The organism is Anaerococcus sp. AH8042_DFU013_CI05, assembly GCF_047936775.1.
Classification (GTDB): Bacteria; Bacillota; Clostridia; order Tissierellales; family Peptoniphilaceae; genus Anaerococcus.
In genome coordinates, this window is the sequence record NZ_CP175954.1 from 878,415 (window position 1) to 893,195 (window position 14,781).

Sequence of the window (14,781 nt, forward strand, 5' to 3'; positions counted from 1 at the left end):
AGGACTAGCTATCAGTTGATAGCTAATCCTTTTTTGTTTTCTAATTTATTCCCAAATGAATTTCCACTTTCCAATTTATAAAGTTTAAGCATTAAGCAAATTATACCAATTGTAGTAATTATGTGTCCTATGCCAGCAATTCCAGCAATGGCATTAAGGTTTATTGTATCTACTCCATCCGACACAACTGTAAATATTCCTTTAACAAACATTGTGATAATAGTAATGGCAAGACCTGTAATATAGGTGTGATAGACTTTTTTTAATGATAATATATTTTCTTCATCAAAATTTCTAACTATAAAATAAATTCCCATTACTACTAAAAATCCAAGAGCTAATGTATGAGTATGGATAAGTTTTAAATAAGTATCTCCGTCAAATCCATAATATTTTGTAAATTCTCTAGAAAAAGCACCAGCAAATATACCCATTACAAGCATTGTAAATGAAGTGGCTAGTAATGAACTCGCCCTAAATTGTCCAGCAAAATATTTAAATCCAAATACTACTATAAATAAGTATGCAAGAGTTTTTGGCATCATCAAAGCTCCAACTGCAGGATACTTATCTGCAAATAAAACTACAGGGATATAGAATGCAAAGCTTAGTAAAATCAACCACCACATATTTTTAAGACCTGGTTTTTCTTTCTCTTTATATGACCAGATAATTAATAAAATTCCCATTATCAAGAAAGGAATATTTCTATAGATCCCCCATTGGTATGATTCATGTGCTCCTCCCCAATTATTTTCTGGCATAGCTACTAGGATGATTCTGATAATTGCTAGTGAATAAACTAAAATCTTCTTTTTATTATCATAATTTCCACTTTGTTTTCTATAAAAATAATAATATAAAACATAAAAAATTGTCATGGTAATACTTGTAACAACTTTCCCCCAAGAAAGTGCAACTGTGTGTGCTCCAAACCCTCCAGGACTTAAGTGTGAAATTATTCTGGGTAGCAAATGAAAACTATCCCCCACACCCAAAAGTATGGCCATAATCCCAAATAACTTAGCTTCTTTACTATTTTCCAAAAGTAGTCTGATACCTAAGGCTATTACTAAGGCTAGGTATCCTATATCAAATAAACTTTCTCCTAATTGCATTAAAAAATTCCTTCCTTTATCCACTCTATATGGATCTTATACTTTTCTATAAATGTAAGCTTATCCCATTCTTCTCTAAAGTTTCGCTCGATGAGGCTATGTACAATCGCCCTAAAAAAATAAATTTTTTCTATATCTATGCCCATAGAATCCGCCCTATTAAAAGCTTTCTTAAAATCCTCATGTGAGCATTCCCAACTTTTATTAAGATTCTCATCCCAATATAAAAACCTGTTTTTATATAAATTATAAACATCTTTATCAAAAATTATGTCAGCAATATTTTCTCCAAATTCATTCAAAGATTTATAAATATCACCCTTATTATTTTTCAAAGTTGCCATAAAAAGCAAATGTATATCTCGAGTATTTTTATCTAGTATATAAAAATAACTATCTTCAAGATCTTCAAAATATTGATAAAAACTACCACGAGCTATGCCAATTTTCTCAACTATTAATTTTACATTTACTTCAGAAAATGGTTTATGAGAAAACTCCTCAAGTAATACTTTAGTAACTTTTTGCTTTTTTTCCTGGTCTAGATTATAAAAAGTATCTTTAGGCAAGTTATCCTCCAATCATGACACTGTGTCACTTTTTATATTATAGATGACACCGTGTCATTTGTCAAATAAAAAAAGGCCTATGCCTTTTTATTTTTATCTTCTTGTTTGGAACTCACTAGACCTCCAACCACTCCTAAGATAAGTCCTACTCCAATACCTAGTGGAATATTTTCTATAGCTGAACCAACTCCTGCTCCAAGAGCTAGACCTAAAGCTACCCAAGTCCCCATTTTGCTATCCATAAAATCCTCCTTGATTTATATATCTTTTTTAAAACAAATTATTCTATTGGCCTCATTAAAGCCAATAGCCAGATGAAAGGCAAGACTATCTAAATTAGACAATTCACAATCACTTGCAAATTCTTTGCAACCCATATCTTTTGCCCAACTTTCACAAGTTTTTACTAGTTCTTTAGCAATATTTTGTTTACGATATCCTTCTTCTACAAATATGCCCTCTAAATATCCCACTGGGGTGGATTCTGTACCTTCTACATAATCATATCTCAAACTAGCATTTGCAAAAGCTACTGGTAGATTATCGCTATACTTTATAAAACAAATACTATTAGGGTCATCTGCCATTTCACAAAATTCTTTGACTAAATCGTCAGCTGAATTATTATCCCAAATTTTTACAGCCATTTTAGCTAAAATTCCTGCATCTTCTTTGCTAGCTTGTCTTATCATTTGATAGCCTGTCTATATAATTCTTTAGATTTATAGCCTTCTTTCATAATTTCTACCATTTCATTTAGTCGTTTATCTATAGTTTTTTGAGTTTTGGCTGAATAAACATATCTTGCCCAACCTTTTTTATAGCCTGGAGTTAGACACTGGTAAAAATCATATTGTTTAGGATAATTCTTTAAAAATTCTTCTATATCTCTTATATTTTCAATATAGTCATCCACCCTAGCAGATGGTTTTTGAGATTTTTTAAAATCTTTTTTGGGTAGATGTTTTAAACCTATCAAGGTGTAGTTTTCATCTAAGGCTAACATTTTATTAAACTTGAACTTAGTGCCTTTTACATAACCATCATCTTCATTTACATCTAAAAAGGGGAAAATATCATCTCTGTGAATGGAATCATGTCCTAACTTATTTTTATTTTTTGGATATGCCAGGTAAATCAATCCATTTTCTTTTACATTTTTATTTTTCCGTAAAGCTTCTAAAAGTTCCTTCATTTCTTCTAATGAATAGACATAGGCTATAGCCAAATCCAATAATACGTCATTTTTATTTTTAAAATCAAATCCTTCAAAAGCTGTTTGTTTTTCTTTTGAATTTTTTACTAAAGCGATGTTCTCAAATTTATCCAACTTTAATTTCTTTTTTAAAGTCTCATCCATTGTTTTCTCTCTTTTCAATCTTTCTCATTGATTTTATTAAAATTTCTTCTAATACTTCTAAATTTATATCTTGAAGCCTATTTACATAAACGCAGCTTGCGCCTTGTGTATGTTTACCTAGTTTTTTAAGCAAGTTCTCCCTATCTTGTAAATTCCTATCAATATATAAAGAAATTTTATTTTTCCTAGGGGTAAAGGCAATAATTGGAGACTGACCCTTTATTCCCGACTCAGTTTCATAGGTATATTCTCCAAATCCAATAATGCCCGGATACCAAACAACTGGCTTATATCCACTAAGTCTTTTATATAAATCAACTAGTATATTAGCATCCTCAATTTTACGATTTGAAGCTAAGTTATTTATAATATCTTCGACTTTCTGGCCAGTTGGTTCAAATTTTCCCATTTCTACCTAGCCAATCTATAGGTTTCATAATCATCAAGACTTTCACCATTTATCCATTTACTAATCATAGTAGATGCAATTTTAGAATAAACTGTACCATTTCCTCCAACTCCACAAACTACAAATATGTCCTTATTATCAGGATCTACTCCCATGTATGGCAAATTGTCTTTGCTAATGCCAAAAAGAGCAGCGTAGTTATATTCGGAAATCATATCTTTTTTATCTACAAACATCAAGTTTGCACCCTTTATCAAATCTTTCTCATATTTTATTGCATCTTTTTCTTTTAATTTATCGCCCTTTTCATCAAAACCGCCTATCATAAGTCTACTATCAAAAGTTTTCTTAAAATAAGTATAGGCATCTTTAACTTCCCAAGTTAGATAATCTTCTCGATCAGATATTCTAATAACTTGGCTTACAGCTACATAGGTTTTATAAATTTCTATATTCTTTAAGCTTTTTTGAAATTGAACTGGTGGGTTATATCCAGTTGCTATTACAATTTTTTTGTAAGATTTTTCTAATTTCTCACCTGCTATTTCTAAGCTTACAATATTTTCACCGTTTTCTTTTCTAGCTTCTATAAATCTTACACTCTCTACTATATCAAGCTTATATTTTTCTGATGCAGTTTTTAACAATCTAAGCACAAAAGCATAAGGATTTAAATTTATATCTGGACTACATTTAAGAGCACCATATGCATTTATATTAAGCTCTTCTAACTCTTTTTCATTTAAGTACTCTACATCATAGCCTATTTCTTTTTGCATAGTGCTTTCATCTTTTACATCTTTGATTTTTTTCTTATCTGTAGCAAGTATTAGACTATCACTTTTCTTAAAAGTTTCTTGGTCAAGTTCAATTAATTGCTTTTCAATTTTTATTAGATCAGCAACCGCTTCCTTAGACTGGTTATAAAACTTAACTGCCTTTTGAGTTCCAATTTGTTCAGCAAAAGACTTTACTCCTTGGTCTGACATGTATTGGATAAGACCAGTATTTGCAGATGTTGACCCAGAGGCAATCCTATTTTGTTCTATAAGTGTGACTTTGTAACCATTTTTAGAAAGTTCATAAGCTGCCAAAGCTCCTGACATACCTGAACCAACCACAAGCACATCGGAATTATCAGTGATATTGTTATTTATTTTTAAACAAACAGCCTCAGTGTTAGCTGGCCAATATAATTTTCCTGTATGTAATTTCATATTTCCTCTTTTAATTTTATAATATTATTATTTTTACCCACAAGATATTGTAATTTTATATATCTTTGTATAATTTTTTGATGTCTAATAAATTCTTAATATCTGTTTCATTGATTTGATTAAAGTTTTGTACTGGCCAATTTGGATTATTATCCTTATCAATTATTTTCGATCTTATGCCTTCATTAATAGATTTTGTTGTTATGGCATATTGGACAATTTTTAAATCTAAATCGATAGTTTGCTCATAAGTTAATTCTTTGCACACAAAATACTTTTCAAACTGAAGAGTTAATATAAAAGGATCTTTATAAGATAGATTTTCATAAGTTTTTCTAGTAAATTCATCATTCAAATTAGAGTTTAATTTATTAAAGATTTCTTCCATGCTAGATAAGGAAAAATATTTTTCTATTTTTTCCATGTTATTTTGTATATAACTATCTTTCAAAATATTATTTGTTTTCTCTAATTGATTTTTAAGTTGATTTATTAAATCTTCACCTGCATATGTATTTGAAAGTTTATATAGAGTCTTTAAAAATTTTTCATAAGCTATTTGGCTAAGTTCTATATCTGCTAAATCATATTTTATTAGGTCATATGAATTTAGGCTTACACCACATAACCCAATATACTGACCTAAAGCTTGGGGCAAGTTTGAAATATATTTTTGCACTCCTACATCAGGCACAAAACCAAGACTTGTCTCAGGCATGGCCCAGTTTGTAGTTTTTTCGCATACTATCAAATCAGAATTTATACTAAGGCCTACACCTCCACCCATAACTATTCCATGCCAATAACTGATGATGGGTTTGCTGTAAGATTTAATATACTTATCCAAATCGTATTCTTTTTTAAATAATAAGTCCTTATCTTTGCAATTATTATTTATAAGATAATCATAATATATTTCTTTTAAATCTCCTCCAGCAGAAAATCCTTTACTACATAAACTATCAAACAAAACAACATTTATATTTTTATCTGATTCCCAACTTTTTAAGATATAGTATATTTGATCGACCATAGATAGATTTAATGCATTAATCTTATCTGGCCTATTTAAATATATAATCCCAACTTTTTCTATTACTTTATTTTCTATCATAATAACTCCACTAAAAAACTTCACTTGTAAGTATAAAGTAAGTGAAGTTTTTAAACATTTATTTTGTAGTTTCTACTATTATATTTATAGCTTTTTCTATATCTGTATTTGGATTTAAAAATGCAAGTCTTAGTATAGTTTCCCCGTCAATGCTAGATGGTAAACAAAGAAGTTTTCCTCTTAGTGCCAAATCTCTTGACCATGCTTCATAATCTTCTTTTTGCCAGCCTTTTCTTTTAAAGACCACTATTGATAAGGTTGGTTCCATCACTAATTCTAAGTGGGCAGTATTTTTTATGGTTTCGGCACATTTTTTTGCATTGGATATACAAAGTTCAACTGCTTCACTATATTTTTTGCTACCATAAGTAACTAGTGAATACCATAATGGCAGTCCTCTTGTCCTTCTAGATAAGTGAATTGCCATATCTGTTGGATTTGATTGGCTGTGGTCAACCCCTTCCAAATATTCTGCACGTTGAGAAAATGTCTGATATACATTTTTGGGATTCCTATACACTAAGCAACAGCAATCATACGGAGCAAATAGCCATTTGTGAGGGTCAACTATAAATGAATCTGCATTTTCTATTCCCTTATATAATTCTCTTACACTTGGAGCTAAAATTCCAGCCCCACCATAAGCACCATCTATATGAAGCCATATATCATATTTTTTGCAAACTTCAGAGATAGATTCTATATGGTCGATAGAGCCAGTATTTGTTGTACCGGTAGTCGCAACAACTGCAAAAATACCTTCATTTTCTTTTATAAGTTTTTCTACACTTTGCCCTGTCATCCTGCCATTTTCATCAGTTTCAGCTGTAAGAACATCTACATCCAAAACTTTTGCTATTGTTTTTACTGATGAATGTGTATCTTTTGAAATAATTAACTTATAACCACCACTTGGTCTGCCATTTACATATTTTCCTTTTTCTTTCCAAACATTTTTAGCATGGTCTCTAGCGCATGCTAGGGCAGAAAGATTTCCATGTGTTCCACCAGATACAAAAGTACCAACAGCTTCTTTAGGCCAAGATAGATTTTCTTTTAGCCAATCTACTACTTGATTTTCTGCAAAAATTGCACCAGCACCGCATTCCCAGATACCTCCGAATACATTTGCAGCTGATACCACTTCATCAAAGGCAACTGCCGCTTTTGTAGGTGCAGATGGTATATATGCAAAATTCATAGGATCATCGGCTGAACGAGTCGCCCTATTTAATATTTCAAAAATTTCTAAGGCTTGTTTTGGTCCAATACCATCTTCGGTAATAGTTTGGCCAACTTTTTCTCTTAATTCATTTGCAGTAAGGGCAGTTGTTTTTGGATCGGAACCAGATACAGTTCTCTCTTTTGCCCATTCTAAGCTAAGTTCAACTGCTTCATTTTCATGTGTCCAAAATTTATTATCCATAATTCACCTCAACAAAATAAATTTTCTACTTATTCTCCCTCTATAAAATAAGATACAAGAAATTTAAAATCCTCGCAAGTACACGCTTTGCAACGTTAAAGTGATTATTTTAGTTATTATTTTTTTCTATTAACTTTTCTTTTATCAAAAATTCTCTAGCAACTTCACTAGCTGCCTTGCCTTCCACATCTACCATATAATTCATTTCAGTCATCTGATCATTTGTTATTTTTCCAGCTAGTTTTGCCAGTATTTCTTCAAGCTCTGGATATTTTTTTAAAGTTTCACTTCTTAATAAAGGTGCAGCTTGGTAAGGTGGAAATAGTTTTTTATCATCTTCTAAAACTCTTAGTTTGTTTGTAATAATTTGACTATCTGTAGAATAAACATCAGTTATATCTATAGAGCCATTTGAAATTGCCGTATATCTTAGAGCAGGTTCCATAGTTTTTACATCCAAGTCTAAATTATATAAGGATTTTAATCCACGATTACCATCTTCTCTATCATTAAATTCTAAAGTAAAGCCAGCGATAGCATTATTCTCTACATTTTTTAAATCGGAAACTTTTTTAATATCATTTTCATTTGCAAAATCTTCCCTTACTGCTAGTGCATAAGTGTTTTGAAATTTACTTGGCGATAGTAAAGCTAAATTATCTTGCTCATAAATTTTATCCCTAGCTATCTTATAGACCTCGTTAGGGTCATTAGAAATTTTACCAATATCATTTTTTAAAAGTGAACTTGTAATCGTACCTGTAAATTCTGGGTAAATGTCTATACTTCCAGATTTTAAAGCTTCATATAAGAAGCTAGTTTTCCCAAAATTCGGCTTTAATTCCACTTTTATGTCAGAATTTTCTTCGATTAATTCCTTATACATATTTATAAGTATTTCTGGTTCAGCTCCAAGCTTTCCGGCTGCAACTAATTTTTTAGAACTTTTTCCTCCAAAAGGAGTTAAGCTTAAAAGTGTGACAAGACTTGCTATTATAAGAGTTATAAGTATCGTTTTTGGTTTTTTATTTTGTAATAATTTAATCAAAACTCCAAATAATATTGCCAAAATCGCTGAAGAAATCGCTCCAATTAGGATCAATGAAGAATTATTTCTATCAATTCCTAGCAAAATAAATGTTCCAAGTCCTCCAGCGCCTACCAAAGCCGCCAAAGTTGCAGTTCCTATAATCATTATGGCAGATGTTCTTACACCGGACATAATGATTGGCATTGCCAAACTTAGTTTAAATTTCTTTAATTTTTCCCACTTTGTCATACCAAAAGCAGTGGCAGCTTCTTCTAAAGATGGGTCTATTTCTGATAGACCGGTTACAGTTGCTTGATAAATCGGAAATAAGGCATAAATTACAAGAGCAGTAATGGCAGGAATTTTTCCGATACCCATTAATGGAATAAATAGTCCCAGCAAGGCAAGGGATGGTATTGTTTGAAAAATACTGGTTACTTGTAGTATTGCTTCATTTGCTCTTTTTTTATTTGATAAAGCTATAGCAAGAGGAATTGCTAATAAAATAGCTATAATTAATGAAATTAGAGAAATCTCTAAGTGTTCAAATAAAGCTCCTATCCAGTCAGCTTTTCTTTCATTAAAAGTTGTTATTAAATTATTCATGGATTAACTCACTTTCATTTTCAAAAAACTGGCTAACAAAACTATTGGCAGGCTTTTCTATAATTTCTCTTGGCGTGCCTATCTGTACAATCTTACCATCTTTCATAATACAAATCCTATCTGCTAATTTAATAGCTTCGTTCATATCGTGAGTTACAAAAACTGTTGTGATTTTATAATCATTGTGGATTTTTGTAATTAAATCTTGTAGTTGAGATTTGCTAATTGGATCTAAGGCAGAAAATGGTTCGTCCATTAAAAGAACATCTGGATTTGCAGCGATAGCTCTTAAAATACCTATTCTTTGTTTTTCTCCACCAGATAAATCTTTTGGCAATCTATTGATATAAACTTTTGGATCCATACCTACTTCGTTTAAAAGTTTATTTGTAGTTTCAGCGATAGTTTTCTTATCCATTCTCTTCATTTCAGGAATAAGGGCGATATTTTCTGCCACTGTCATATTTGGAAAAAGTGCAATTTGTTGCAAAACATAACCCATGTTTAATCTTAATTCCCTAAGAGGATAATCTTTTATTTTTTTATCATTAAATAAAATATCCCCCTCACTTTGCTCTATTAGTCTATTTATAAGCTTTAGCGTAGTCGTCTTTCCACTACCACTAGGGCCAACTATTACAAAAAATTCTCCTTTTTTTATTTCAAAATTTAAATCATCTAAGACTTTGCCACTATCCGGATAAGCCATTGATACATTTTGATATTTAATCATTATTTATCCTTTCCTACTTCATTAAAATAACTAGTCATAAAAAAAGACTTTTAAGATTTATACCTTAAAAGTCCTTCAACTAAACTAATTAACTTTTATTATTTAATATTGTGCTTATCCATTCTTTCACGGAATAAATCTGTAATTATTTTTCGAAGCTCTTCGCGTTCTTTTTCTGGTAAATCTCCAGGCTCTTTTGCAACAGCATATAAATCTGGATATTCATTAGCAATTTTTTCTACACTCTTAGTTGTAGCATGACCTCTTACAAAGAACGGAATTTTTTTAATCCATTCTTCAGGTACTAGGGCTAGAATTTTTTTAGTAGCTTCTTTATCAGTAAGCTTGGCTGTTGACAATCCTTTTTCAATTTCATCTTGGTCAGTTTTTGTAAAGTCTGTTAATTTCATATTTTATTTCCTTTCAATTATTAATTGTATGTTCTAATCTTAGGTTTCCTATAATTTATTATGAATTCTTCTATTTCATTGATATTCTCTGAAAACAGAGTATTTTTATTGTCTTCAGGGCTTAAGAATCCTTCATTAACCATTTTATTGAAAAAATCTTCTATATAATTGTAATAGCCATTGACATTCATCATTATACAAGGGCAGTCATTTTCTCCAACTCTAGCCCAAGATATGACTTGAGTAATTTCTTCTAGTGTGCCAGGCCCTCCAGGCAAAGCAAGAAATGCATCTCCCATTTCAACCATATAATTCTTTCTATCAGACATATTATCAACTGTTATAAGTTCGGTAATATCTGGGTGACTAATTTCTCTTTCGACTAAGAAAGTAGGTATAATTCCTGTAACCTTACCGCCATTTTCTAAAACAGTATCGGCAAGTAAGCCCATTAATCCTATTTTCCCTCCACCATATATAAGTCTGTGGTTATTACTAGCTATCCATTTACCTAATTCAATAGCCTTTTCCCTATATATACAATTAGTTCCCAAACTGGCACCACAGAATACAGTTATATTCATTATTCAAATCTACTTTCTATTTTTTTTATATGATTTTCTAATATTTCTTCTAGTGATAGGTCATATTTATTTATCAATACTGTTATATTATCAATAACATCTCCTATTTCTTCTTTTATCCCTTGCATATTTTCAGATCTAGACTTTTCTTCTTCATCTGGTCTATCTCTTCCTATTTCATACTTTCTAATTGCTTGAGACAGTTCTCCGACTTCTTCACATAAAAAATTCATTCTAATAAAAGAGTTATATTCATCCCAGGATCTTTTATTATAAAATTCTTTATTCCAATTTTGAAATTCTTCAATATTCATATTATCCTCCTAATAGTCAATTATAAAATTATAAGTTTTCTACATCGATAACTTTAATATTATTTTCTTCTAAAATTTTTGCAAAGACTCCCTTACCTTTTATAAGATTTCCAGTAAATGAGCCATCATATATATTATTTACCCCACAGGATGGGCTTCTTGATTGTAAGATTACTAAATCAACTTTATTTTTCTTTATTATATCTAAAGCTTTTTTGGCACCTTTTTTAAATTCATCATCAACAGATATTCCATCCTTTTGTTTAACAAGACCGTTTACAATCTCAGCTGGCAGCCTTGGCGTAGCTAGGCCTCCTAGAACTTCTGGACACAAAGATATAACTTCATGGTCTTTTACAAAATCAACTAATTTTTTATTATAATTATTGCCACCATTATATTTACAATTTTCACCTAATAAACAAGCACTTACTGCAATTTTCATCTCTAGATCTACCTCATTCATTAAATTTTTACTATTAATACTATAACTCTTATTTATTATATTTAAATAAGTAACAACACTTGAAAAGTTCTTATAATTCTCTAAATTTCTTTATAGATAGATTTAAAACTAATTGTTAGTATGATATATCTTTTAAAATTTAACATTATACTTACCTTGACACCATAAAATTAAAAGATATATTTTTAGTAAGAAAACATTTGCAATTAGGAGCTCACTATGACTAAAAATAAAAAGAAGATAATTATAACTTTATTAGCAATATTGCTAGCTATATTTATAGGATTTACTCTATTTATAGGCTCGCAGGTATTTAACGGATTTACAAATATGGTTTCCAGAGAGGAAACTTTAATAGGTGAACAATCTTATGAACAAGAATTTGAAGATTTTGTTAAGGGAAAAGAAGTCCATTACATAAATTTTCCATCTAGCAAATACAAACACAATATCCCAGCTCTTTTAGTAAAACAAGATGGAAATAAAAATATGGCTGTCCTAGTCCATGGCATGGGCGGCACAGGTAAATCTTTAAGTCATATTATGGATATGTTTTTAAATCTTGGCTATGATGTCCTAGCTATTGACCAAAGAAATTCTGGAAACAATCAAGCTCCTTACAATACTTTTGGGGTACTTGAGTCATATGATATTTTGGATGCTATCGATATTGCCAAAAAAGAAATCGGAGAAAATGGAAAAATAGTTTTATGGGGCGAATCCTACGGTGCAGCAAGTTCTGCAATTGCGGCCGGTCGAGATGATCAAAATATAGATTATCTTATCCTAGAATCCCCTCTAGCTAATTCTAACGAATTTTTGGATGAGAAATTAAGAGAAATCGAACAAAAACAAGGTGTCCCAGCTTCTTATATGAAATTTGCTGGAAATATTTATACCATGCTAAAACTTCATTTTTCATTTGATGACATAGATGCTAGTAAATTTATAGAAAAGGTCAGCAAACCGGTTCTAATTACAAATGCTGATAAAGATACTCTAACTCCCCCTCATATGGGCGAAAATCTTTATAAGTCTATAAATCATAATAACAAAGAAATATTTACCGCCAAAGGATACAAGCATGCAGAATTTCCTAGAAAAGAAAGTGAAGAATACAAGAATATAGTTGCTAATTTTCTTAAAAAATACAAATGATAAAAATATAAGGCCACAAAGTCAAGTTTGATACTAAGACTTAGTGGCCTTTTAAAATTAATTTATTTATTCTTTCTTAACCTAGCATAATTTTTTCTAATTCAAGAGGCTCGATATATTTATCTCCTTGGTAAGCTCTCATGTTTCCACCAGAGATTTCATCTATGAGGGCAACTTTGCCATCTTCTATTCTACCAAATTCAAATTTGATATCGTATAAGTCAAGGTCTTTTTCCGCTAATTCTTCTCTAACAATTTCCCCGATATTTAAAGCTAAGTCTTTTAGTTCTTCATATTCTTCTTCTGTCATGATGTTTAAAAGAACTAGGGCATCTTTTGTAATTAGTGGATCATCCCTGTCATCATCTTTTAAAGTTATTTCTACATATGGATCGATTTTTGTTCCGCTTTCAATATATTTTCCATATCTTCTAATAAATGAACCTACTGCATAGTATCTAACTATTACTTCAACTCCCTCACCAAAAACATCCGCTTTTTTAACTACTGCTTCATTTTTGTCTAAGTCAGCTGATACAAAGTGGGTTGTAAGTCCTTTATCATTTAATATTTCATAAAAGTATTTGGTCATAGCAACGGCTTGGTGACCTGCACCTTCCATTGTAAGTCCTACGGAATTAGCACCTGGGTCAAATACTCCATCATTTCCTGTTACATCGTCTTTGAATTTTAATAAATATTCTTCATCGTTTAATTTATAAACGTCTTTAGTTTTTCCTGTGTATACTTTTTCCATAACTTATCCCCTTATAGATTAATTTTTATATCTTTATTACCGTTTATTACTTTTCCAATAGTTTTAGCATTTTCACCTAAGATTTCTAAGACCTTCTCTTCATTAGACGAATCTACAAAAACTACCATACCAATACCCATATTAAAAGTATGATACATTTCATCTGTATCGATATTTCCCCATTCTTGGATTTTTTTAAATATAGGATCTATTTCTAAATTGCTAAGATCAAAATCTACTGACAGATCATCAGCTAATACCCTAGGAACATTTTCGTATAAGCCCCCACCAGTGATATGAGAAATTGCTTTTATTTCTACTTTTTCTTTTAACTTTTCAATATCTTTTACATAAATTTTTGTAGGTGTGAGAAGTTTTTCACCGATAGTTTGTTCTTCATCAAATTTATCATCTAACAAAACCCCTGCTTGATCCATAGCAGCTCTTACTAGAGAAAATCCATTACTATGAACCCCTGAAGAAGCTAAACCTATAGCAATATCTCCCTCTTTTAGATTTTCTCCAGTTATTATTTTTTCTTTATCAGCTATGCCTACTGCAAAGCCTGCTAGGTCATAATCTTCTTCTGTGTAGATGCCTGGCATTTCTGCAGTTTCTCCACCTATAAGAGCAGCTTCTGACTCTAAGCAGCCTTGAGCTACACCACTTACAAGGTCAGACATTTTTTTTGGATCTAGTTTTCCTGTTGCTATATAATCTAGGAAGAATAATGGTTTTGCACCTTGGCAAACAATATCATTGACGCACATAGCCACACAATCTATACCTACTGTGTCATGCTTATCCATATCCATAGCAAGTTTTATTTTTGTGCCAACTCCATCTGTACCACTAATAAGTACGGGATTATTTATTCCCTCTAGATTTGGTGCAAAGGCTCCAGCAAATCCACCTATATCAGCTAAAACTTCACTATCATGAGTCTTTTTTACAATTTTTTTGATAAGTTCTACTTCTTCGTAGCCTTTTTCCTTATCTACACCAGCATCTTTATATGTTAGTTTTGCCATTATATTTCCTCAAGATTCTTATCATCTTCTATAACTTTATCTAGCATTTCTTTTTTGTAATCTTTTAGCTTTTGCGCTAAGTTTTCATCTGCTAGGGCTAGGATTTGAATTGCTAAAAGGGCTGCATTATCTCCACCATTTATTGCAACTGTTGCGACTGGTACTCCTTTTGGCATTTGTACCATTGATAAAAGTGCATCAAGTCCAGCAGTGTTTGTTCCACCAACTGGAAGACCTATGACAGGTTTTATTGTCATACCTGCCATAACTCCTGCAAGGTGGGCTGCCATTCCAGCAATGCCTATATAAACTTTTGCATCATCTTTTGCCATAGTATCTTCTAAAACATTTAGGGTACGATGGGCAGAAATTACTGAAACTTCATAGTCTATATCAAATTTTTTTAAAATTTTAGTAACTTTTTTACCTATCTCTACATCTGATGCAGAGCCCATGATAACTCTAATATCTGTCATACT

19 protein-coding genes are annotated in these 14,781 nt (G+C 31.1%); 1 reads left to right on the plus strand and 18 read right to left on the minus strand.

What is annotated here, in order from left to right:
* Positions 1–11 precede the first annotated feature (11 nt).
* The 15 genes from ACKRLN_RS04605 to ACKRLN_RS04675 form a co-directional block, all read right to left on the minus strand.
* Positions 12–1,118 carry a DUF2871 family protein gene (locus ACKRLN_RS04605; protein WP_296142804.1) on the minus strand — a complete coding sequence of 369 codons (1,107 nt, stop codon included), beginning with the start codon at positions 1,116–1,118 and terminating at the stop codon, positions 12–14.
* Positions 1,118–1,687: a TetR family transcriptional regulator gene (locus tag ACKRLN_RS04610; protein ID WP_416334397.1), complete on the minus strand. Its 570-nt coding sequence runs from the start codon at positions 1,685–1,687 to the stop codon at positions 1,118–1,120. Before ACKRLN_RS04610 ends, ACKRLN_RS04605 begins: the two co-directional genes overlap by 1 nt.
* A gap of 77 nt (positions 1,688–1,764) precedes the next feature.
* Positions 1,765–1,929, minus strand: coding sequence for a hypothetical protein (locus ACKRLN_RS04615; RefSeq protein ID WP_296142809.1), 165 nt, complete (start codon positions 1,927–1,929; stop codon positions 1,765–1,767).
* 15 nt (positions 1,930–1,944) lie between these two features.
* A complete protein-coding gene (aac(6'), locus tag ACKRLN_RS04620; protein ID WP_416334398.1) occupies positions 1,945–2,379 on the minus strand; it encodes an aminoglycoside 6'-N-acetyltransferase in 435 nt (144 codons plus the stop codon).
* On the minus strand, positions 2,376–3,065 hold the full coding sequence (locus ACKRLN_RS04625; protein ID WP_416334399.1) for a YdeI/OmpD-associated family protein: 690 nt from the start codon (positions 3,063–3,065) through the stop codon (positions 2,376–2,378). The genes aac(6') and ACKRLN_RS04625 overlap by 4 nt, the downstream gene beginning before the upstream one ends.
* Entirely contained in the window at positions 3,040–3,456 is a 417-nt protein-coding gene (locus tag ACKRLN_RS04630; protein ID WP_416334400.1) for a DUF1801 domain-containing protein, read from the minus strand. Before ACKRLN_RS04630 ends, ACKRLN_RS04625 begins: the two co-directional genes overlap by 26 nt.
* Positions 3,457–3,458: 2 nt before the next feature.
* Positions 3,459–4,673, minus strand: coding sequence for an NAD(P)/FAD-dependent oxidoreductase (locus ACKRLN_RS04635; RefSeq protein WP_416334401.1), 1,215 nt, complete (start codon positions 4,671–4,673; stop codon positions 3,459–3,461).
* A gap of 55 nt (positions 4,674–4,728) precedes the next feature.
* Positions 4,729–5,787 (minus strand): enoyl-CoA hydratase/isomerase family protein, encoded by a 1,059-nt coding sequence (locus ACKRLN_RS04640; protein WP_416334402.1) that lies wholly within the window; start codon positions 5,785–5,787, stop codon positions 4,729–4,731.
* A gap of 58 nt (positions 5,788–5,845) precedes the next feature.
* Entirely contained in the window at positions 5,846–7,213 is a 1,368-nt protein-coding gene (locus tag ACKRLN_RS04645) for a pyridoxal phosphate-dependent decarboxylase family protein (protein WP_416334403.1), read from the minus strand.
* A 109-nt stretch (positions 7,214–7,322) separates the two neighbouring features.
* On the minus strand, positions 7,323–8,849 hold the full coding sequence (locus tag ACKRLN_RS04650) for an ABC transporter permease/substrate-binding protein (protein WP_416334404.1): 1,527 nt from the start codon (positions 8,847–8,849) through the stop codon (positions 7,323–7,325).
* Entirely contained in the window at positions 8,842–9,582 is a 741-nt protein-coding gene (locus ACKRLN_RS04655; protein ID WP_416334405.1) for an ABC transporter ATP-binding protein, read from the minus strand. Before ACKRLN_RS04655 ends, ACKRLN_RS04650 begins: the two co-directional genes overlap by 8 nt.
* Positions 9,583–9,680: 98 nt before the next feature.
* Positions 9,681–9,992: a hypothetical protein gene (locus ACKRLN_RS04660; protein ID WP_416334406.1), complete on the minus strand. Its 312-nt coding sequence runs from the start codon at positions 9,990–9,992 to the stop codon at positions 9,681–9,683.
* 20 nt (positions 9,993–10,012) lie between these two features.
* Positions 10,013–10,576, minus strand: coding sequence for a TIGR00730 family Rossman fold protein (locus tag ACKRLN_RS04665; RefSeq protein ID WP_416334407.1), 564 nt, complete (start codon positions 10,574–10,576; stop codon positions 10,013–10,015).
* A complete protein-coding gene (locus tag ACKRLN_RS04670) occupies positions 10,576–10,890 on the minus strand; it encodes a MazG nucleotide pyrophosphohydrolase domain-containing protein (RefSeq protein WP_416334408.1) in 315 nt (104 codons plus the stop codon). The genes ACKRLN_RS04665 and ACKRLN_RS04670 overlap by 1 nt, the downstream gene beginning before the upstream one ends.
* Positions 10,891–10,918: 28 nt before the next feature.
* Complete coding sequence (locus ACKRLN_RS04675; RefSeq protein ID WP_416335377.1) at positions 10,919–11,335, minus strand: DUF523 domain-containing protein; 417 nt, start codon at positions 11,333–11,335, stop codon at positions 10,919–10,921.
* A gap of 240 nt (positions 11,336–11,575) precedes the next feature.
* On the opposite strand from ACKRLN_RS04675, the gene ACKRLN_RS04680 reads away from it, so the two are divergent.
* Positions 11,576–12,514 carry an alpha/beta hydrolase gene (locus tag ACKRLN_RS04680; protein WP_416334409.1) on the plus strand — a complete coding sequence of 313 codons (939 nt, stop codon included), beginning with the start codon at positions 11,576–11,578 and terminating at the stop codon, positions 12,512–12,514.
* A gap of 76 nt (positions 12,515–12,590) precedes the next feature.
* On the opposite strand, the gene ACKRLN_RS04685 is transcribed toward ACKRLN_RS04680, so the two are convergent.
* Genes ACKRLN_RS04685 through purE form a run of 3 tightly spaced genes read right to left on the minus strand, consistent with a single transcriptional unit; the run spans position 12,591 to position 14,778 of the window.
* The gene (locus ACKRLN_RS04685) at positions 12,591–13,271 is read right to left on the minus strand and encodes a phosphoribosylaminoimidazolesuccinocarboxamide synthase (protein ID WP_416334410.1); all 681 of its coding nucleotides are present in this window, start codon (positions 13,269–13,271) and stop codon (positions 12,591–12,593) included.
* A gap of 11 nt (positions 13,272–13,282) precedes the next feature.
* Positions 13,283–14,302, minus strand: coding sequence for a phosphoribosylformylglycinamidine cyclo-ligase (purM, locus tag ACKRLN_RS04690; protein WP_416334411.1), 1,020 nt, complete (start codon positions 14,300–14,302; stop codon positions 13,283–13,285).
* The gene (gene purE, locus ACKRLN_RS04695; protein WP_416334412.1) at positions 14,302–14,778 is read right to left on the minus strand and encodes a 5-(carboxyamino)imidazole ribonucleotide mutase; all 477 of its coding nucleotides are present in this window, start codon (positions 14,776–14,778) and stop codon (positions 14,302–14,304) included. The genes purM and purE overlap by 1 nt, the downstream gene beginning before the upstream one ends.
* Between the last annotated feature and the right edge of the window lie 3 nt (positions 14,779–14,781).